The organism is Pedobacter ginsengiterrae (assembly GCF_039537385.1).
GTDB lineage: Bacteria > Bacteroidota > Bacteroidia > Sphingobacteriales > Sphingobacteriaceae > Pedobacter > Pedobacter ginsengiterrae.
Map to the genome: position 1 here is coordinate 1 of NZ_BAABAK010000006.1, position 20,045 is coordinate 20,045.

General features: G+C 35.4%; 17 protein-coding genes. 5 read left to right on the forward strand and 12 right to left on the reverse strand.

All coding sequences use genetic code 11. The annotated features are described in order from the left end of the window. Nucleotides 1-124: 124 nt before the first annotated feature. A complete protein-coding gene (locus ABD692_RS07385; protein ID WP_316761003.1) occupies nt 125-631 on the reverse strand; it encodes a GNAT family N-acetyltransferase in 507 nt (168 codons plus the stop codon). A 261-nt stretch (nt 632-892) separates the two neighbouring features. Between ABD692_RS07385 and ABD692_RS07390 the strand changes: the two genes are divergently transcribed. Then, complete coding sequence (locus ABD692_RS07390; RefSeq protein WP_344766028.1) at nt 893-2,545, forward strand: M28 family metallopeptidase; 1,653 nt, start codon at nt 893-895, stop codon at nt 2,543-2,545. Between the two features lie 91 nt (nt 2,546-2,636). Here ABD692_RS07390 and ABD692_RS07395 read toward each other — a convergent pair whose 3' ends face one another. Beyond that, complete coding sequence (locus tag ABD692_RS07395; RefSeq protein ID WP_316761007.1) at nt 2,637-3,239, reverse strand: outer membrane beta-barrel protein; 603 nt, start codon at nt 3,237-3,239, stop codon at nt 2,637-2,639. Between the two features lie 308 nt (nt 3,240-3,547). Beyond that, a complete protein-coding gene (locus ABD692_RS07400; protein WP_344766029.1) occupies nt 3,548-4,105 on the reverse strand; it encodes an NADPH-dependent FMN reductase in 558 nt (185 codons plus the stop codon). 93 nt (nt 4,106-4,198) lie between these two features. Here ABD692_RS07400 and ABD692_RS07405 point away from each other — a divergent pair, with 93 nt between their 5' ends. Next, the gene (locus ABD692_RS07405; protein WP_344766030.1) at nt 4,199-5,401 is read left to right on the forward strand and encodes an MFS transporter; all 1,203 of its coding nucleotides are present in this window, start codon (nt 4,199-4,201) and stop codon (nt 5,399-5,401) included. Between the two features lie 300 nt (nt 5,402-5,701). Here ABD692_RS07405 and ABD692_RS07410 read toward each other — a convergent pair whose 3' ends face one another. The 4 genes from ABD692_RS07410 to pyrE form a co-directional block, all read right to left on the reverse strand. After that, nucleotides 5,702-8,233: a hypothetical protein gene (locus ABD692_RS07410; protein ID WP_344766031.1), complete on the reverse strand. Its 2,532-nt coding sequence runs from the start codon at nt 8,231-8,233 to the stop codon at nt 5,702-5,704. 201 nt (nt 8,234-8,434) lie between these two features. Then, the gene (gene clpB / locus ABD692_RS07415) at nt 8,435-11,035 is read right to left on the reverse strand and encodes an ATP-dependent chaperone ClpB (protein WP_344766032.1); all 2,601 of its coding nucleotides are present in this window, start codon (nt 11,033-11,035) and stop codon (nt 8,435-8,437) included. A gap of 386 nt (nt 11,036-11,421) precedes the next feature. Continuing rightward, nucleotides 11,422-11,820 carry an SRPBCC family protein gene (locus tag ABD692_RS07420; RefSeq protein ID WP_344766033.1) on the reverse strand — a complete coding sequence of 133 codons (399 nt, stop codon included), beginning with the start codon at nt 11,818-11,820 and terminating at the stop codon, nt 11,422-11,424. 33 nt (nt 11,821-11,853) lie between these two features. Beyond that, nucleotides 11,854-12,519, reverse strand: a complete 666-nt coding sequence (gene pyrE / locus ABD692_RS07425) for an orotate phosphoribosyltransferase (protein ID WP_344766034.1) — start codon at nt 12,517-12,519, stop codon at nt 11,854-11,856. On the opposite strand from pyrE, the gene ABD692_RS07430 reads away from it, so the two are divergent. Next, on the forward strand, nt 12,518-13,129 hold the full coding sequence (locus ABD692_RS07430; protein ID WP_316761029.1) for an NUDIX hydrolase: 612 nt from the start codon (nt 12,518-12,520) through the stop codon (nt 13,127-13,129). The genes pyrE and ABD692_RS07430 overlap by 2 nt on opposite strands. A gap of 101 nt (nt 13,130-13,230) precedes the next feature. Here ABD692_RS07430 and ABD692_RS07435 read toward each other — a convergent pair whose 3' ends face one another. From ABD692_RS07435 to ABD692_RS07455, 5 genes are all read right to left on the reverse strand, one after another. After that, complete coding sequence (locus tag ABD692_RS07435; protein WP_344766035.1) at nt 13,231-13,839, reverse strand: hypothetical protein; 609 nt, start codon at nt 13,837-13,839, stop codon at nt 13,231-13,233. Further along, nucleotides 13,829-14,332: an RNA polymerase sigma factor gene (locus ABD692_RS07440; RefSeq protein WP_344766036.1), complete on the reverse strand. Its 504-nt coding sequence runs from the start codon at nt 14,330-14,332 to the stop codon at nt 13,829-13,831. Before ABD692_RS07440 ends, ABD692_RS07435 begins: the two co-directional genes overlap by 11 nt. A gap of 186 nt (nt 14,333-14,518) precedes the next feature. After that, nucleotides 14,519-14,980 (reverse strand): pantetheine-phosphate adenylyltransferase, encoded by a 462-nt coding sequence (coaD, locus tag ABD692_RS07445; protein WP_316761040.1) that lies wholly within the window; start codon nt 14,978-14,980, stop codon nt 14,519-14,521. A 366-nt stretch (nt 14,981-15,346) separates the two neighbouring features. Beyond that, nucleotides 15,347-15,883, reverse strand: coding sequence for a 16S rRNA (guanine(966)-N(2))-methyltransferase RsmD (gene rsmD, locus ABD692_RS07450; RefSeq protein WP_316761041.1), 537 nt, complete (start codon nt 15,881-15,883; stop codon nt 15,347-15,349). Continuing rightward, the gene (locus tag ABD692_RS07455; RefSeq protein WP_316761042.1) at nt 15,874-16,680 is read right to left on the reverse strand and encodes a DUF3822 family protein; all 807 of its coding nucleotides are present in this window, start codon (nt 16,678-16,680) and stop codon (nt 15,874-15,876) included. Before ABD692_RS07455 ends, rsmD begins: the two co-directional genes overlap by 10 nt. A gap of 262 nt (nt 16,681-16,942) precedes the next feature. On the opposite strand from ABD692_RS07455, the gene ABD692_RS07460 reads away from it, so the two are divergent. Both ABD692_RS07460 and ABD692_RS07465 read left to right on the forward strand, forming a co-directional pair. Further along, the gene (locus tag ABD692_RS07460; protein ID WP_344766037.1) at nt 16,943-18,082 is read left to right on the forward strand and encodes a putative sensor domain DACNV-containing protein; all 1,140 of its coding nucleotides are present in this window, start codon (nt 16,943-16,945) and stop codon (nt 18,080-18,082) included. A 327-nt stretch (nt 18,083-18,409) separates the two neighbouring features. Next, nucleotides 18,410-19,843, forward strand: coding sequence for an ATP-dependent DNA helicase (locus tag ABD692_RS07465; RefSeq protein WP_344766038.1), 1,434 nt, complete (start codon nt 18,410-18,412; stop codon nt 19,841-19,843). Nucleotides 19,844-20,045: the final 202 nt, after the last annotated feature.

The following is a 20,045-nucleotide window of genomic DNA, read 5'->3' on the forward strand; positions in this document are numbered from 1 at the left end:
CAGAAATTATTAACTTCTACTCCTTTTTTCTAACCCAATCTTAAAGGGACTTTTTCAGTGCCCTCTGAGAATCGGGACTTTTTTTGTTTAATAGAATTAGGTAATTGCTTTTTACAAAATGTATCTACTTGGTTATAGCTGCATCAGTTAAGTCTTTATACATTATAAAAGCATCAACAAAGCCTAGTGTTTTGTGTCTGAACGCCTTCGGTGTTTTGCCGATAATATCAAAGCCAAATTTCTCCCACAGTTTTACAGCACCTTCATTCGTGCTAACCACTATGTTAAATTGTATGCCTAAATATCCATTGTCTTTGGCGAATTGAATAGAATGTTCGCAAAGTAGTTTTCCTGTCCCTCGTCCGTGATGCTTTGGATTTACCATATAACTGCAATTGGCAATATGGTTACCCAGGTCAATCTGGTTTGGCTTAATAATATAAGTCCCTAAAATTTCGCCGTTATCTATAGCAACGAATGTGTTCATATATTCGGCAAACCAATGTTTATCTAAGCTGCTCTTTGGTGTATTTGGGTCGAAAACATAGGTGTCGCCTGTCGAAATCACATTTTCAAAAATTTCCCAAATCTTGTCAAAGTCGGTTTGTTTGTCTGCTGGTCTTATCTCCATTTAAAATTATAAATCTAATGTTTCATTATTCTGTTAAACGAATATAGCACAAAGTAAAAAGTTGTACGATTGCAATTGTACTTTTTTAAGTTCGAGGCTTCTAAATTCCTTTTGTTTAATGCTTTGTGTAAAATGATTTAAATAGTTGTCTAACCAGTTACTCAGCTCAACCCAAAAAATTAGGCGTTTAAACTTTAGCAACAACTTGTTTAAGATTATTTTAAACTTATTTCCTTAATATTACGAATCAAATTAAAATTTATGAAAAAAACGCTGATTTACTTATCAGCTTTAGCTTTTAGTATTTCTGCCTGCAAACAATCGGGAGAACATACGGCTGAAGCACCTGATTCTACAGCTATAAGGGCAATTAACGACAGTAGCCTTAGCCAATATTTATCGGTTATTGCGGCAGATAGTTTAGAAGGACGAAAACCATTTACCAATGGTGAAACCAAAACCATTAACTATTTAAAAAGAGAATTCGAGAAATTAGGCTTAAAGCCTGGCAATGGCGATAGTTATTTTCAGGAGGTACCGATGGTGGAAATCAAATCGACGCCAGATGTGAAAATGCTTGTTAAATCGGGTTCTAAAGAAATAGCCTTAAATTATCTGACACAATTTGTTGCAGGTTCCAGACGTGTTCAAAACGAGGTAAGTATTAAAAATTCTCCGCTGGTTTTTGTTGGTTATGGTATTGTAGCACCCGAATATGGCTGGAACGACTACAAAAATTTGGATGTAAAAGGAAAAACAGTCGTGGTTATGATTAACGATCCTGGTTTTGCTGATTCAGCATTGTTTAAAGGCAAAAACATGACATATTACGGTCGCTGGACTTATAAATTTGAAGAAGCTTCGAGACAAGGTGCTGCTGGCGTTTTAATTATTCACGATACGGCACCTGCTGCGTATCCTTGGACCGTTGTTCGCAGTGGCTGGTCTAAATCAAAACTGCAATTGCAATCACCAGATAACGGCATGAACAGAACTGTGGTTGAAGGCTGGATCGGTTTAGATGTTGCGAAAAAATTGTTTGCTTTGGGCGGTCAGTCTTTTGATGCATTAGTTTCAAATGCCCGTAAAAAGGATTTTAAAGCAGTTGATTTGAATTTAACAACTTCGTTAACAGTTAAAAATAAAATTAAAAAATCAGTTACTTATAATGTTTTGGCTTCAATTCCTGGTGATAAGCTTAAAAATGAAGCCATTATTTACTCTGCACATTGGGATCATTTAGGTATTGGTGAACAAGTTTTAGGCGATTCTATTTACAATGGGGCTGTAGATAATGCAACAGGGGTTGCTTCCTTATTTGAAATTGCTTTGGCATTTAAAAAGTTACCGAAAAATCCAGATAGAACCATTCTGTTTATTTCTTATACTGCTGAAGAGCAGGGCTTGTTAGGATCAGAATATTATGCTAAGCATCCTACATTTCCATTAGCCAAAACGGTTGCCAATATTAATATGGACATGATGGGAATTGCGGGCAAAACTAAAGATATTGTGGTTTATGGCTTTGGTCAGTCTGAATTGGAAGATTATGCTGCGGTTTCAGCTAAAAAGCAAGGTCGTGTTTTAGTACCTGATCCAGTTCCATCTTCAGGTTTATATTATCGTTCTGATCACTTTAACCTTGCTAAAGTTGGTGTGCCTTCGTTGTTTACAGGTTCTGGTGTTGATAATATTAAAAACGGTAGAGATTGGGGTTTGAAACAGGTTGCTGATTTTACTAAAAATCGTTACCACTCTCCTCAAGATAATTTCGATGCCAAAACCTGGGATTTATCGGGCATTATTGAAGATGTGAGATTATTATTTGATATGGGTTATAGGCTAAGTAATGAAAGTACTTATCCAAAATGGAAAGCGGGTTCGGAGTTTAAAGCGATAAGAGAGCAGAAATAAAAAGAGCAATTTACACGTTATAGGATAAAATTTAACCTAAAAAAAATCCCAGCCTAGGCTGGGATTTTTTTGTTGAATTTATACTTTAGTTCTAGAAGTGGAACATTACACCTAATTTTGGAGCAAATGTATCAGCTTCTAAACCGAATGAGTTTGAAGTTACTTTAGCGCCACTTGCTTCGTTTTTAACCTGGAAGTTTTGGTAACCTAAACCATTAACAGAAACTTCGATACCGATTCTTTTAGTAGGGAAGAATGCAAAACCTGGAGCTACATTTACACCAATTGAAGTAGTAGAAGCAACTTTAGCACCTGCATCACCATTTGGAGCTACAACTTTATTTGAACCGAACGCCATTGGTACAGATAACTGACCAAAGAATTTGAACTGATCTGATAAACCAACATAGTAACGACCGAATGGTGCAACTACAAATGCTTCGTTTTGAGTTAAACGACTAACTTGTTTATCAAATGTATAGCCTACGCCTGTACCAATAGCGAAATTGTTAGCTACAAAATAGCCTGCACTTGGAATGATGTTAAAGCTAACATCTGATTTTGCTGCACCTTCTACTTTAGTTGAATTAAAACCAACGCTACCACCTAAAATTACTTTTCCTTTTTCTGTTTGTGCATTTGCACCATAAACTAAACCTGCAACTGCTACTAACGATAATAATAGTTTTTTCATCTTTTTTATTATTTATTTGTTTAAAAATTATAGTCAATTTTACTTTTTTAATTTCTGACTATATTTGGCTAAAAGTCAATACCTGTGCCAAAAAACATTAATAAAGTCACTAAAAAATCAGTTTTTGGATAACTATCTTATTAGTAATTAGATATAAATTTGGTGTTAATTCAATATTATTTTACTGTGACTTAAAATTAATCGATTGATTAATTTTTGCGACTGTCAGAAATTGACAAGCTGACTTTTTTTGTATAAATGTCAGATTTTTAAATGGCACATTTGGCAGGAGGGCTGCCGCAATTAAATTAAACGCGGCAGGCCGAAATTAGATTTTCTAGCTTTATTTTGATGATGCTCAGGGTTTTATCGTCAGTTAAATTTCCATTTTCATCAAATTTATTCTGCGCTTGTGCGATTAAAACTTCAGGCTGCAAAACAGGATTCATATTTAAAAAAGTAAAAACTGGCAGAAATGCGGTTTGCATTCTAACAGTTCCCCACATTCCCTGGGTTGCTCCAATTAACGCCACGGGTTTGTGCATTAAAGGGGAATCTTTTCCACGGCTTGCCCAGTCTATAACATTCTTTAAGCCGCCAGGAATAGAATAATTATATTCAGGAGATGCAATTATGAAGGCGTCGGCAGTGGCAAGCGTATCTCTAAATTTTTTAACCGATTCAGGTCGATCGCTTACTTCTGGTATATCATAATCGGCATTGTAAATAGGAATATCATCATAAGAAACAATTTCAAAGTTTATTCCATCTGGCAATAAGCTCCCTGCCACTTTTAGTAGCATTGCATTGTACGAATTTTTTCTAAAGCTTCCACAAAGGCCAACAATTTTACCATTCTTTTCCATAGTTAAATAACCAATAATGGAGTTAAAAGTTTTTATTGATTCGTGTGTCGATAAAAATATCAAATGTTAACTTTGGCTTATATCTAATAATTTATGAACGATAATTCCAATTCTCAGGCTTTAATTGAAAAAACTGTTTTCCCAATACTTTTTGCATTAAGTTTTTCGCATTTACTTAACGATACAATTCAATCATTAATTCCAGCTATTTATCCGATTATAAAAACTAGTTACCATTTAAGTTTTTCTCAAATTGGTTTAATTACCCTTACCTTTCAGCTGGCAGCTTCTTTGTTACAACCTTTTGTAGGGCTTTATACCGATAAAAAGCCTCAGCCATATTCATTGGCAATTGGTATGGGGTTTACGCTTATCGGTTTGATTACACTTTCTCAGTCTGTACATTTTTACACCATGTTAATTTCTGTTGCTTTGATCGGGGTTGGGTCATCAATCTTCCATCCAGAAGCCTCAAGAATGGCCCATGCCGCATCAGGAGGTAAACGGGGCTTGGCGCAATCTGTATTTCAGTTGGGTGGTAATGCTGGGAGTTCCTTAGGGCCTTTACTGGCTGCGTGGATAATTGTTCCTTATGGGCAATTTAGTGTTATCTGGTTTTCTGCAATCGCTCTTTTGGCAATTGTTGTTTTAAGTTATGTTGGCAATTGGTATAAAGGTTTTGTGCTGGCCAGAAGCAAAAAAGTTAATATTCAATCTGTAGTAAATCAGTTTTCGAGGAGTAAAGTTATTTTCTCTGTAGGTATCTTGTTATTGCTTATTTTTTCAAAATACTTCTACATGGCTAGCTTAACTAATTATTTTACATTTTATTTAATTGATAAGTTTCATGTATCTGTACAAACCTCACAAATCTATCTATTTGTATTTCTGTTCTCAGTTGCTGCTGGTACTTTGTTGGGTGGGCCGATTGGCGATAAAATAGGCCGTAAATATGTAATATGGGCTTCGATATTAGGAACAGCGCCATTTGCACTTTTACTTCCTCATGCAAATTTATTTTGGATTGGCGTTTTAATCGTTCCTATCGGGATGATTTTAGCCTCTGCATTTTCTGCAATTTTAGTTTATGCACAAGAATTGATACCAGGAAAAGTTGGGCTTGTAGCGGGTTTATTTTTTGGCTTTGCTTTTGGTATGGGGGGCATAGGTTCAGCGCTTTTAGGTAAGCTTGCCGATTCTAAAGGAATAGAATATGTATTTTCTATCTGCGCATTTCTGCCTCTTATCGGTTTGTTAACGAGTTTTCTACCAAATATAGAAACTAAGAAAAAATAAGATAGCCCACCAAATTAACGACGGGATATCATTAATAAAATCTCGAAAAAAGCTTTAAAAAAGTATGTAAATTTTAAACCTTAAATTGTCGATGAATCCCTGATAGCTAAGATTGAAAGATGTGTTCTGCACTTTATTAATTAATGTAGACACACCTTCGGTTTGTTTATTTGAGTTGCAAGCTATATCAGCAGATAATAAACTGTTTAAGTTGAAAATTAGGTAAACATAATTACCTAATGAATACGATATAATGGCAAGATTAGTTGAATTAAGTTAACATTTTTTATAAACTGGAATTTATTTTACTTCTAACTTCAGGGCCTTCATTCCAAAATTTCCATTCATATCCGAACCTTCAATCCATACCGTGTAAAAACCTTTTTTATCAGCCGAAAAGAACGAAAAATTTGCAATGCCTTTTTCATTTGTCAAAATATGTGGATTCCAGTAAATGGTAGAACGGTAGTCTGGCTTTTTATTTCCCTTATTCTGATCTGTATATTTTGGACTATAAAATTCCTTATTATCGCCATAAGCTGGTGGGTTATATTTGAACATGTTAGACGATTTTCTTAAAAATGGCCCACTCCCAGTTCTCGTGGTAACTTCAACAAATACATAGGTTTCAACCGTAAAGGGATCTTCATATTGTTTAATGTAATTATTTACATTTTTGCCACTTGTCATAATTTCAATCCCTTTAATATCTTCCGCGTTGTAATAATCAAAATAACTTTTTATGAACTGTAAATATTCCGTTTTAGAAGTAGGATCAAAATTGGTAAAAAAATAATCGACTTCAACTCCATCGATAATCATTTTAAAGATAGATCCATTTACTTTATAAAGCTGGAAACCTGTTTTTGGTTTAACGGATTCATGTAAACCTTTTATATTTTCTTTAAGCACATCGCCAAGCGTTTTTTTAGCAACCTTATCGAGGTCTTTTTCTGTTAAAGTAATATCTGCGTTTCCGTCACCATTTAAATTTTTGGAACCTTTAATGGTCTTTTTTCCAGTAATTTTAACTTCTCTTAAAATAATACCACTTTTAAACGAAGCTTCATATTCTTCATTTTTTGCCGCAATAAATTGTTTAGAAATGCTATCTAAAGTCTCTTCATAGTTTGTCAGGTTATTTTTTGCAGTCATTAAGAATGGAGCACTCTGAAATTCGTTTAATTCAATACCCAAGGTGCCAACTTTGCCTTTCGCATTTTTAGCTTGTACAACGAAAGCAGCACTATCGAGTACAGGAAAATCTCTAAAAATAAATACTCCATTACTATCTGTTCTGGTTTCCATTATCGATATAGGTTTCTTCATACCCAGTAAAAGTATTTGCCCATTTATTGCAGGTTTGTTAGTTATATTGGTTACCCGACCACTTATTGTAAATTCTTTTTCGGCCTTAAATAATGGCCTTTTATCTAATTCCCAATTGTATTTGATCCAACCTTGGGTAAGTACCAAGGCTTCTAAGTCGTTATGTTTTTGCTCATCGAAATGATTAAAATAATATCCTGGCGATTCGATCTCACCTTTTAAATCGGAGGCTAGTAATAAATGGCTTAAAATATTATTATCGTTTAAACTATCTTTTTGAATCTGGTTGTCATCCGTTACAGCTACCGAAAAAGTTCCTGATATTGGTTTTTTTTCGAAATCTGATGCCTGGATATTTACGCAAATGCTATCACGTAATCCGTAAACTGAAGTTGAGGTTGATGGTTGGATAATTAAGTCTTGTGATCTGTTTATAAAAAAATTTCTTTCATTAAGAACACGGTTTTTACCATCCATTAATAAAATTTGACAAATCCCTCTAGGAAAAAGACTTTTGGGAACATAAACGGTTTTGTATTTTTTGCCCGAGATAAACTTTGCAGTGAAGCAAGCAACTCCCTTCGATTGACCAATCATTGTAATTTCCTGTTCAGGTAAATCCGAATCGACGTTAATGGCCAGGCCATCTGAACCATAAGAGTTATTTACTTGTAAAAACGCACCAGAACTGGCTAATTTAGGGAGATTTTGCGTTTTAGTTATTTCGGTGCTATTTATGGTTGCCGTATAGGCTTCGTTTAGGATTGGAACCATCATAAAATAACCCATTCCTTTATTATTCGATTTAAAATCTAATATTTTATTCTGTTTAGAATCGAAAATTTCTCCCGTAACTTCTATTCCTTTTCCTGCATAATTAACAGCCTTAAATGCCATTTTTTGCATGCGATCTGCTTTCCAATTTCCACCCTCGGGTAAAAATTGAATATCAATATCTTTACTTTTTTCTATGGTTCTTGCGCTAATCTTTCTGGGGGTTGGCAAGGGTTTTTTATCAAGTTGATAAACATTCTCGTCTTTAATAAAATCCAGAATTTTGATCTCCTTTTTGAATATATAGGCATCTCCAAAATTCTGCATCCAATTGGTGTAAGCTCTAAAGGTGTAGCTTCCAGCTTTGTAAGCATCGGGTTTTAGCGCAATGCCACCCCAGGCAACACCCATGGCAGTAGGTACACAAATGGTTTCGATTAAGGTACCATTGGCATCAAACATATCAAAATAAATTAATCCGCTAACTTTAGAGAAAACGTTTGTGGTCGCATCAACCAAATAGGCCTTAAACCAAAGAGTATCTTGTGGCGCAAAAATAGCTTTATCTAGGTGTACGTATATTTTTTCTCTTGGAGCAACGGTTCTGACACTGTCGTATTGAGCGATAATTTTAGCATTCGATGTCGGCTCTTGTGCAAAAGCTATTTGTCTGAAGCAAAGAAATAGTAAAAGAAAAAATGGAATGGGAGTAGAGCGAAGATTTATCATAGGGAGAAAGCTGTAATCTAAAATACAACTTTCTTTCGATAAAATGGTTGTAAATGCCTGGTTATAAACAGATCACATTGGTACAGAGCAATGTCTTCGTATTTGCTATTTATAATGGAAGATAGCCGAAATTAGGCGCCTCACAATTTCACAAAAAAAATCCCCCAGAATTTTATTCTGAGGGATTTTAAAGTGCTTTTGTTAGCCTTGATTCTGATTCAGAAACACAAAATTATGATCAAACATATCTAACTTAATTTTGCTCTCCTTATCAATTTTGCCTGCCAGTATCTCTTTCGATAATTCATTTAAAATTCGTTTTTGAATTACACGTTTTAATGGCCTAGCGCCAAACTGAGGATCGTAGCCAAGTTGTGCCAACCAATCTAAAGCTTCTGGCGATGCATCCATCTCTATACCCATTTCTGCCAGCGTTTGTTGTACATGCTTAAACTGCAAGCTCACAATATCTCTTATTTCGTTACGGTTTAGTGGCGTAAACATAATCAGCTCATCAATTCGGTTTAAAAACTCTGGACGAATGGTTTGTTTCAAAACTTCGAATAATTCGTTTTTAGTTTTAGCAATAACTTCATCACGGTTTTCATCATTTAAATCTTTAAAATTATCCTGAATTAAATGCGCTCCGATATTCGATGTCATGATAATGATCGTGTTCTTAAAGTTAACCGTTCTGCCTTTATTATCGGTTAAGCGGCCATCATCTAAAACCTGCAGCAAAATGTTAAACACATCTGGGTGTGCTTTTTCAATTTCATCGAGCAATACAACCGAATAAGGTTTACGTCTTACCGCTTCGGTTAATTGTCCGCCCTCATCGTAACCTACATATCCTGGAGGCGCTCCAATTAAGCGTGATACTGCATGGCGTTCTTGATATTCACTCATATCAATACGGGTTAGCGCATTCTCATCATTAAATAAAAACTCAGCCAATGCTTTAGCCAATTCAGTTTTTCCAACTCCTGTTGTTCCTAAAAATATAAACGAGCCAATTGGTTTGCGCTTATCTTGTAAACCTGCACGAGAGCGGCGAATGGCATCAGAAATGGCTTCAATAGCCTCATCCTGCCCAGCAACACGTTGGTGTAATTCAGCTTCCAGATTTAAAAGCTTTTCGCGTTCGCTCGCTATCAGTTTGGTAACAGGAATGCCTGTCCAACGGCCAACCACACCAGCAATATCATCGGCCGTTACCTCTTCTTTGAGCATTCTGCTATCGCTTTGCTGATTTTCTAAATTAGTTTTAAGCTTTTCGAAAGTATCTTGTGCTTCCTTAATCTTTCCGTAACGGATTTCGGCAACTTTACCATAATCTCCAGCACGTTCAGCTTGCTCAGCTTCCAGTTTGTATTGCTCAATCAATTCCATTTGGTTGTTTAAGTTATCAACCAAATCTTTTTCACCTTGCCATTTTGCCTTTAATTCATCACGCTCTGCAGATAAGTTTGCAATTTCTTCTGAAAGCTCTTTAACTTTTTTATCGTCTTTTTCGCGTTTAATGGCTTCGCGTTCAATTTCTAAACGCATAATTTCTCGGTCTAGCGCATCCACGTTTTCTGGTACACTATCCATTTCCATCCGCAGTTTCGAAGCCGCTTCGTCCATTAAATCGATGGCTTTATCTGGTAAAAAACGATCAGAAATATAACGCTGACTCATTTCTACAGCAGCGATAATGGCTTCGTCTTTAATTCGAACTTTGTGGTGGGTTTCGTAGCGCTCTTTCAATCCACGAAGAATTGAAATTGCATCTTGCGTATCTGGTTCTTCAACCATTACTTTCTGGAAACGACGTTCTAAAGCCTTATCCTTTTCTAAATATTTTTGATACTCATCTAACGTTGTTGCTCCAATTGCACGCAATTCGCCACGAGCTAGTGCTGGCTTTAAAATATTTGCCGCATCCATCGCACCTTCTCCACCGCCTGCACCAACTAAAGTATGAATCTCATCGATAAACAAAATGATATCACCATCGCTCTGTGTAACCTCTTTAACTACGGCTTTTAAACGCTCTTCAAACTCGCCTTTATACTTTGCACCTGCAATTAACGCCCCCATATCCAAAGAGTAAACAACTTTGCTTTTTAGGTTTTCAGGTACATCGCCTTTTATAATTCTGAAGGCGATTCCTTCTGCAATTGCAGTTTTACCAACACCAGGCTCACCAATTAAAATCGGATTATTTTTTGTTCTACGTGATAAAATTTGAATCACCCGACGAATTTCTTCATCTCGACCAATAACAGGGTCAAGCTTTCCGCTTTCGGCATACTCATTTAAATTACGAGCATATTTACCCAAAGCCTGATAGGTTGCTTCTGCATTTTGATCGGTTACACGATTGTCGCCACGTAACTCTGTAATTGCTTTTTTAAGATCTTTTTCGTTAGCGCCTTGTTCTTTTAATAGGTTCGAAGTGCTGTCGTTAACGGCTAAAATTCCCAGTAGTAGGTGTTCAACAGAAACAAATTCATCTTTAAATTCTTTTAAAAATGATTGTGCCTTTTGTAAAACATTATTGGTGTTCGATGACAAATAGACATTACTTCCGCTAACTTTCGGAAATTTTGCAATATCTGCATCTAATTTTTGATTAAGTAAATTAAGATTAACGTTTAATTTCTTTAAAACATAAGAAACTACGTTTTCATCAACAGTAAGCAAACCTTTTAACAGGTGTGCCGTTTCAATAGCCTGCTGCTGATTGCCCTGAGCTATTTCGGAAGCCTGTTGAATTGCTTCCTGGGCTTTTATTGTAAAATTGTTGAAGTTCATATTTCCCTTTAAATCAAAACAAATGCCATATCAATTTTGATTTTATAATCGGAAATTTTGTCGGTAAGAATATTTTTAATATGACTAATTTACTGATTAATAGTGTTTTGTGCTGAAAATTTGTCTTAATTTTGAATTGGAAAGCATTTGCACTGTGCTTTTGATTCTGCAGCCCCGCTTTCCGCTTTATTTTTTGTTGTCCTTCGACTACGCTCAGGATTACAACAAAAATATGCCGCTCCAATCGGGTTTATGCGGGCTGGCTTGTGCATCTATTTACGATAAACCATAACGCATAAAAAAAGCATCTGCGTTTTATTTGCAGATGCTCTTTGATATTTTTGTTGATTGTTAAACAATTTAACAATCAAATAATTAACAATATTCTATGCCAAAATTTCTTTTAACTTTTCCGTCTGGTGATCAGCCAATTTTTGAAGCGGACCAGAAGCCAACATTTTCATCATCATATTCAAATCTGCTGATATTATATGCTTAGCAGTTGTAGTACCGTTTCCGTTGTCTTTAACAGTCCATTTCAACTCTAAATCGAACGGTGCTTTTTCTGTAGGCATAGCAGTAAGTTCTTGGTTTTCTACACGATTAGAAATCTTAATTGCAAGTTTAGCCATATTCTGAATGGTAAAACGTGCTTCATCTTCGGTCGAATCCCAATTGTAAATATTCTCAGGCATTAATTCCTGATGATTGTTCATATTTGCAAGGAATGTATAAACCTCAGCAACTGGTTTGTTAACTTCTACGGCACTTTCAATAATTGTCATTGGTTAAATATATTTGGGTTAGGGAATTTTACCTTACGATTCTGAATTTAAAACCTGATTTTGGCCCCATTCTGCTGGGTTTAAACGCCATTTACCTAATAATTCCATGTCGCTTTTAGCAATAATACTGTGCTCTGCAGCATAATCAATTAAAGCAGCATAATTAGATAAGGTTATGTATCGGCATTTAGCTTCAGCAAAATTTTCATCAGCTTTTTCAAAGCCATAAGTAAAAATTGCAGCTAAACCAGCAACTGATAAGCCTGCATTTCTTAAAGCCTCAACAGCTTGTAAACTACTTTTGCCTGTAGAAATTAAATCTTCAATTACCATTACACGTTGGCCCTCTACAACTTCTCCTTCAATTAAACTTCCTGTTCCGTGTTCTTTAGCTTTTGCTCTGACATAGATAAATGGCAAGCCTAATTCTTGTGCAACCAAAACACCTTGCGGAATTCCAGCAGTTGCAACTCCAGCAATAACATCTACCGAACCAAATTCTTCCTGAATTGCTTGCGCAAGTTTTTGACGAATGTAAGTTCTAACCTGAGGATGGGAAAGGGTAATTCGGTTATCACAATAGATTGGCGATTTCCAACCAGAAGCCCAAGTAAAAGGATTATTAGGTTGTAATTTAATTGCCTTTATTTGTAATAAAAATTCCGCTACCTTTAATTCAATATCACTTTTATTATACATGGCCCAAAATTACAGAATTTATATCAACGATAACACTTTGTTTATCTCAGATGTTTTACCAGAACAAAAAGAAAAAATTCAACAGCTTGAAATACAGGATTTTGATTTGCAAACTTTTTACAAAAAACTGAAAAATGGGTCTAAAAAAAGCTACATTTTCCTTACTAAAAACCCAAAGGAAACATTTAAGAAGCTTAAAAAGAACTGCGAAATCATTAAAGCTGCTGGCGGCTTGGTAGAAAGTGCCAATGGAAATTATCTTTTTATTTTTAGAAATAAGAAGTGGGATTTACCAAAAGGTAAGCTGGAATACGGCGAAAACATGAAAGAAACTGCCGTAAGAGAGGTTGAAGAAGAATGTGGAATCAAAGTTTTCAAGCGTGAAGAGAAGCTTTGCAAAACTTATCACGTTTATCCAATGGGATCGAAAATGGTAATTAAAAAAACCAATTGGTACAAAATGAAGGTTAAAGGTGAACCAAAATTAGTTCCTCAAAAAGAAGAAGGAATTGATGAAGCAGTTTGGTTAGATAAAAATCACATTTCACCTGTAATTAAAAATACTTTTCCATCGATAATGGATGTATTGAGGACAGGTGGAATTTTATAAACTTTAAGCTTATCGTTATTTCGACTAGTGGAGAAATCTTTGAAGTATTTTAAAAGATTTCTCCACTTTTCGATGCTTCAGTCGAAATGACGACTTAATTTTTAATTTTCAAAATCCAGTTCATCAACCACTTTCTGAACACGTTTAAGGTATTTTCCATAATAATACCAGGCCCATAATTCGGTTATTACACCAATAATCAATATAGATATAAAGCAGTTTAATAAAATATAAACTGGTGAGAGTTTGCCTACTATTCTAGCAAATATGGAGGCTTTTTCTACGAATAAATAAATAGCGATAAAGGCAAACCCTATAAAAGCGACAATGTAGGTTAGTGCCTTATAAAGTTCAATATTTAGCTTCATTTCGTAATAAAACCAAAGAATGCTTTTTCGGCTATCCAAACTCATATCATAAGAGTTTTTATAAAAACGGTAGAATTTGAGAAAATAATAGGCTGTAAAACCACAAGTTATGGCATAGAAGGCTAAATATATATGCTTCATGTTTGCCGAAAAATTGAAACAATATGGTAACAAAGCCATTATAACCAACACCACAATCTGGTAATTGAATTCATGCTTCATTTTTCTTCGAATAATATCAATTGGAGTTCGAGCCTCTTTAACTTTAAGCATAGCCTCAGAAACATTGTTTGCTTCTGCATTGTCGGCATTCCATTCGTTTTTTAAATCGTCAAAATTCATAACCATTTTTTTTTATAATGAATTGTAATTTCTCTTTAGTTCTGTTCAGTTTTACACGGGCATTTACTTCACTTATACCTAAATTTTCAGCAATTTCTTTGTGCGATTGATTCTCCAAAAAAAGAAATATCAATGCTTTTTCTATCGAATTTAATTCTTGAACCGCTTTATATAGGTAAGCAAGCTTCTCTTCTTTTAACTCGCTTTCATTTACGTCTATGATATCGATGTTCTCATCAAGCGGAGTCTTATCCACTTTTCGTTTGTCTTTTTTGAAATAGACTAAAGCGGTGTTCAGAGCTACCCGATACATCCAGGTAGAGAATTTGCTGTTGCCCTTAAATGTTGGATAAGCCTTCCAAAGTTGCATTACGATTTCCTGAAACAAGTCTTGCTGTTCTTCAACATGGTTCATATACATTTTAGAAACTTTATGTATGATGGCCTTGTGTTGATTAATCAGGGTGAGAAATATCGTTTCAGTTTCTTTCATTCAAAGCATTTTAGGTACGCTAAACAAATACTAATCATTAAAACCAAAGATATATGCGGCTGTACTAAAATTTTCTACCCTTCGAGTTTTCATAAAATCATTTTATATACTCAATTGGTAACCGATTTTTTAAAACGTTACAGTTTAACTCGAAAAATATTTTTGTCTGTCTGGTAAGCAAGAAATTTATAGAAAGCTCAAAGCCTCTTTCGGTACAAAAGGACTAACATCGCCATGGTTTCTTAAAATATCACGAACAATCGTAGAGCTGATCGCCGAATATTCTGGTTTACTCAAAAGTAGAATTGTTTCTACTTCAGGCATCATCGTTTGGTTAATTTGTGCAATGGCTCTTTCATATTCAAAATCTGATGCGGAGCGAATACCCCGAACCATATAAGTTGCGTTAATCTTTCTACAAAAATCGACGGTTAAGCCTTCGTAAGTTTTAATTTCGATGTTTTCATAGCCGTTAAAAACGGTTTCTAAAATTTGTAAACGCTGTTCGGCTGTAAGAAAATTTTGCTTAGAACTATTTAATCCAATGCCAATAACAATCTTATCGAAAAGGGGAGTAGCACGTTGTAGAATGTTAACGTGTGCAATCGTTATTGGGTCGAATGAACCTGGAAATAGCGCTATTTTCATCAGTTTTGAATTGTTTTTGATTGGTGATGAAGCTATAATGGTTTTTGTTTTAAAGTTATGATGAAGGCAAAAAGCATGATGGTTTCACAATTCAAATATAGATTTTTAAGCGGAAACGAGAAAGATTAAACCGCAAAGCTTTCCTACTTCGTCACGGCGAGTTGCGAAGCAATCTTAATACATTCGCTAAACTCATAATGTAAAGCTTGTTCATCATTATCGTTTTTTCAATTGCGTCAGCTACAAATTCATAGTAGAAAGATTTAGCTCGCTGAGCAGTTCGTGGTTCTCCACTTCGGCCAAAAGACGACAATATTATTAATGGTCTGGCTTTACGTTCTTTGCGAAAATTTAATGTTTTTTACATTAACTAAACTCGAAGAAACTAAACGACGAGTTGCCATACTTACGGGTTTCGGTATAACCAGGCTGGCTGTTTAATTTCATATTACTTTGGTGCTCTACAACCAGCAAACCATTAGGTTTAAGCAATTGCTGCGCCGCAACCATTACTGGGATTTGAGGAATGTTGGGCATATTGTATGGTGGGTCGGCGAAAATTAAATCGTAAGCGCCTGTCATTTGTTTTAGCAGTTTAAAAACATCACCCTTACGTACTTCAACCTGATTAAATTCGAACTTTTTAGCCGTTGTTTTGACCCAGTTTACACAGCCGTAATCCATATCTACGGCTAAAATACTTTCAGCATCTCGAGAAGCAAATTCAAAGGTTAAATTTCCTGTTCCACAAAATAAATCGAGAACAGAACAACTATCGAAATCAAATTTGTTGTTTAATATGTTGAATAAGGCCTCTTTCGCCATATCTGTTGTTGGGCGAACAGGTAAGTTTGCTGGCGGTTGCAAACGGATTCCTTTTAGCCTTCCACCAATTATTCGCATAAATCTAAAGCAAGTAATCCGCTGAAATAGTGTTGAGGCATATCGGCCAATAACTCACTTTTTTGTTTTCCGGCAGGAAGAAAGAAATAAAGATTGTTAAAATATTTTAAAAGGGTATTGTAGTAATCATCATCCTCATTAATAATGCCTTGCAAATAAACTGGGATAGTATCATTTAAGCCTAGTTGTTCTATTATTAATAGCAAAAAGTAATTAAATTCATCTACCGTTTCGGCCTGATAATGATTTTGGAAGTTAATTTTCTTATCCTTTATGCACAGTAAGTTAAATGATGATGCAGTAAAATCAATTAATAAAGCATCAGTATTGATTTGGCCAAATAACGCCAACAAGGGCGAAGATTGAGAATAAACAATTACTTCCTCAGGCAGCTCTTCTTCTACATTTTTATTTACTGAGAATACCGTGTTAAAACCTAAATCATTATGGCTTTTGGTATGAATTTTACCTTCAGAAATTAAGAAATTTGAATAAACCGATAAATTATCCGCATCAAACCACTCGTTAGGAACAAAAATAAAATTTGAAGTATGAACGGCAGCTTTTATTGTACCATACTTTTGTGATAAGTAGGTATCTGTTTCGAAAGCATTTTTTAAATCTTGCTGCACATCCTCGCAACCCTGCTTATCAAAAATTACATTAATCTCATCCGAATCTTTGTTTATTACAGCATACGAAAAGCTATCATTTGTTATTTTTAACAATAAATGGCAGTTAGCAGATGCATCAGCTTTAAAATTTGGATTAACTAATAAAAGGCTGTTGTTACTCATTGAAACAAAAATAGAGTTTTTTAAGGATTAACTGCAAGCTAAAACATACAAAAGAAATAATCCACAGATAATAAGGAGTAACACAGATCAGTTTTATTATTTTCGGTGACAAATTGTTAAATGACAAACTATTGCTTGAGAATCCAAATGAAAATCTGTGTTTATCTATGTAAATCTGTGGCTAAAACTCCAATAAATCTTTTTACCAAAATCAAACCTTTCGTCTATCAAAAAATCAAAATATTCAGCTTAAATTCGAAACATGAGTTACAAGCCTACTTATAAAGCTGCAAACACCATTGCCGCAACAATTGAACAGCATTTTGTTAGACTGCATAAAAATGCAATAGAACAAGGCGAGATAGATTTGGCTACTCAACCTAATAAAAATATAATTGAAGCTATAATTGATGTGGCCTTTTGGAGCAGCTTGCGTAAGGAGGAAGGTCATTCTCCACGCATTTCAATTGCCTTTTTACCTCCATCGCAAACTTCTAAACCGCTTCATTTTGCAAAGCGATTGGCTTTAAATGCGAACACTTTAACTAAAATTGCTCCTGGAATAGAACGTTCGGGTATTCACTTAGGGGTATGGGAAGAGGATGGTGAGCTTTACATTTGGGGTACTACCTTAAATATTCCAAATTTTTGTTTTGTGGTAGATGTTTCTGAACCTGGTTTAATTGTAATTAAACACCGCAGGATTTATGGTATTGGCAAATTTACTAATGTGGCTGTTTTAAAAGGAGAGCAAATTAGAATTGTTGATGATACCAGTTGTACAAACCGCGATTGTCCGCCGATTTTGAAGGCTTTACTTGATTTAACGGTATTAGCCAGCTGGAACGATCCGATAAATATCCTTATACAGTTTGCCGTTTCTATGCGGGCGCACGGTAGGGGTGGCGCTTTATTAATTGTGCCTAAGGGCGATGAGAAATGGGCCGAATCCATTATTCATCCAATACAGTATTTGGTAGAACCACCGTTCTGTGGCTTATCTAACTTAGCCAAACAAAGTGGAAACCAGAGTGAGATTTTCTCGCAGGGAGCTGTTCGTAGGGAGGTTGACCATTTAGCTGGTTTAACCGCTGTAGATGGGGCGACAATAATTAACGAAGAGTTTGATTTAATCGCTTTTGGTGCAAAAATCGGTCGTGCGAAAGGGAAACCCACTGTTGAGCAAATTGCTTTTTCAGAGCCAATTGTTGGTGGCGAAGATAAAATTTTATACCCAGGGCAATTGGGCGGCACAAGACATTTTTCTGTTGCACAGTTTGTTAACGATCAGCCGCAAGCTATTGGTTTAGTCGCATCGCAGGATGGTCATTTTACGATTTTTAGCTGGAGTACCAAGCAGGATATGGTAATGGCACATAGAATTGAAACGCTGCTGTTGTAATTAGTTTGGTGCATTACATTCTCTCTTAGATTTTCAAAGAATAAAGCGCAGTTTTTTATTTGGGGGATATTGGCCTTGTTAATTAGGATATTTTATGCATTTTGCTGGAGGTGGCTTTTAAAAGAGCTATTGTCTTTGCCAATTAAACCGTATTGAAGCGGTATACTTTTAAACTGCAGCCACTTTGTTTTTCAGAATGACAGACGTTTTTAAAAGATAAAGCGGAAAGACGGACTGATGAATCCTATAAGCACGGTAAATTGCTTTTCAAATAATTAAAACAGCTGCTATTCAAAACAATTTAATAATAAAATCATTCAATAATACATGTACATCGATAAAAGTCAACTAATTGCCCAAGCTTATGAACATACGCCAACCAAAGAGCAGTTGCTTTTTTGCGAGCGCATGTCGAGGTTTTTGCAAGAGGATGATGAATATAAGTGTTTTGTGTTGAAGGGATATGCTGGTACAGGTAAAACAACTTCGGTTGCGGCTTTAGTAAAAGTGTTGGCTAAATTTAATTTGAGAAGTGAATTATTGGCGCCAACGGGGCGTGCGGCGAAAGTAATGAGCCAATATTCTTATAGAAAAGCATTAACCATTCATAAAAGAATTTATAGAAAGCGTTCTGCGGCATCGCCAGAAATGCAATTTCAAATTGCTCCAAATTTATCGGAAAATACCCTTTTTATTATCGACGAAGCTTCGATGATTGCCGATGAATTTAATGAAACTGGTTCTTCGATTTTACGAGATTTACTGGAATTTGTTTACAATAAGAAAAACTGTTTTTTGCTTTTTGTGGGCGATACGGCACAATTACCACCTGTTGGTAGCTTGGATAGCCCTGCATTAAACGAACAGTATTTAAAAGATAAATTTGCTTTGCATATCAGTTCGGTAGAACTTAAGGAAGTTGTTCGACAGGAAAAGAAGTCGGGAATTTTAGCAAATGCAACCATGCTAAGAAATCAGATCTCGAAGAATCCAGAAAAACCTTTGCCTAAATTTCTGACGAAGAACTACAAAGATATTTACAATATGGCGGGTGCTCGTTTGGTAGAGGGTTTGGAGTATGCTTACCGCAAGTTTGGAATAGAAAATACTCTGGTCGTTTGTCGTTCTAATAAATCGGCTAATGTTTATAACCAGCAAATCAGAGCCCGATTGCTTTATCGAGAAGAGGAACTAACTGGTGGCGACCAGATTATGGTGGTTAGGAATAATTATTTCTGGCTGCCAGAAAATGAAGAGACGGCTTTTATTGCCAATGGCGATATGGCTAAGGTAATTCGGGTAAGGGGTGAAGAAGAACGATATGGTTTCCGCTTTGCAGATGCTACATTAGAGTTTTTGGATTTTCCAGCCGCTGGACAAATTAGCTGTAAAGTAATGTTAGATACTTTGAATTTAGAATCGGCTAATTTACCCTACGAACAAAATAAAAAACTTTTTGATGGCTTAAATGAGGATTATGAACATATCGCTAATAAAAGACAAAGAATGCTGGCGATTAAGGCCGATCCGTTTTATAATGCTTTGCAAATTAAGTTTGCTTATGCGGTAACTTGCCACAAAGCACAAGGTGGGCAATGGGACGCAGTTTTCGCAGATCAGGGTTATTTAACGGAAGAAATGATCGATTTAGATTTTCTTCGCTGGTTATACACTGCAGTAACCCGAGCAAAAAAAGAGCTATATTTAGTGAATTTTGCGCCACAGCTTTTTGCTAAAACAGCACAGGAGGATTACTTTTAATTTTTTAACAGAAATTAGAATTTTACCATCTAAGGTTTGTCAGAACATCTTAGTTTGTGTTTTTAAATTTTTTACTTGCATAAGATATCAAGCAGGTAGAGAAATTATTCTAGATGTTCGTTTTGAACTAGAATTTTACCATCTAAGGTTTGTAAGAACATCTTAGTTTATGTTTTTAGATTTTTTACTGGCATTATTATAT

Bases quoted from the DNA above. Each gene is read 5' to 3' on its own strand.
- ABD692_RS07385 (WP_316761003.1), bottom strand. From the start codon at position 631: ATGGAGATAAGACCAGCAGACAAACAAACCGACTTTGACAAGATTTGG.
- ABD692_RS07390 (WP_344766028.1), top strand. From the start codon at position 893: ATGAAAAAAACGCTGATTTACTTATCAGCTTTAGCTTTTAGTATTTCT.
- ABD692_RS07395 (WP_316761007.1), bottom strand. From the start codon at position 3,239: ATGAAAAAACTATTATTATCGTTAGTAGCAGTTGCAGGTTTAGTTTAT.
- ABD692_RS07400 (WP_344766029.1), bottom strand. From the start codon at position 4,105: ATGGAAAAGAATGGTAAAATTGTTGGCCTTTGTGGAAGCTTTAGAAAA.
- ABD692_RS07405 (WP_344766030.1), top strand. From the start codon at position 4,199: ATGAACGATAATTCCAATTCTCAGGCTTTAATTGAAAAAACTGTTTTC.
- ABD692_RS07410 (WP_344766031.1), bottom strand. From the start codon at position 8,233: ATGATAAATCTTCGCTCTACTCCCATTCCATTTTTTCTTTTACTATTT.
- clpB (WP_344766032.1), bottom strand. From the start codon at position 11,035: ATGAACTTCAACAATTTTACAATAAAAGCCCAGGAAGCAATTCAACAG.
- ABD692_RS07420 (WP_344766033.1), bottom strand. From the start codon at position 11,820: ATGACAATTATTGAAAGTGCCGTAGAAGTTAACAAACCAGTTGCTGAG.
- ABD692_RS07430 (WP_316761029.1), top strand. From the start codon at position 12,518: ATGGCCCAAAATTACAGAATTTATATCAACGATAACACTTTGTTTATC.
- pyrE (WP_344766034.1), bottom strand. From the start codon at position 12,519: ATGTATAATAAAAGTGATATTGAATTAAAGGTAGCGGAATTTTTATTA.
- ABD692_RS07435 (WP_344766035.1), bottom strand. From the start codon at position 13,839: ATGAATTTTGACGATTTAAAAAACGAATGGAATGCCGACAATGCAGAA.
- ABD692_RS07440 (WP_344766036.1), bottom strand. From the start codon at position 14,332: ATGAAAGAAACTGAAACGATATTTCTCACCCTGATTAATCAACACAAG.
- coaD (WP_316761040.1), bottom strand. From the start codon at position 14,980: ATGAAAATAGCGCTATTTCCAGGTTCATTCGACCCAATAACGATTGCA.
- rsmD (WP_316761041.1), bottom strand. From the start codon at position 15,883: ATGCGAATAATTGGTGGAAGGCTAAAAGGAATCCGTTTGCAACCGCCA.
- ABD692_RS07455 (WP_316761042.1), bottom strand. From the start codon at position 16,680: ATGAGTAACAACAGCCTTTTATTAGTTAATCCAAATTTTAAAGCTGAT.
- ABD692_RS07460 (WP_344766037.1), top strand. From the start codon at position 16,943: ATGAGTTACAAGCCTACTTATAAAGCTGCAAACACCATTGCCGCAACA.
- ABD692_RS07465 (WP_344766038.1), top strand. From the start codon at position 18,410: ATGTACATCGATAAAAGTCAACTAATTGCCCAAGCTTATGAACATACG.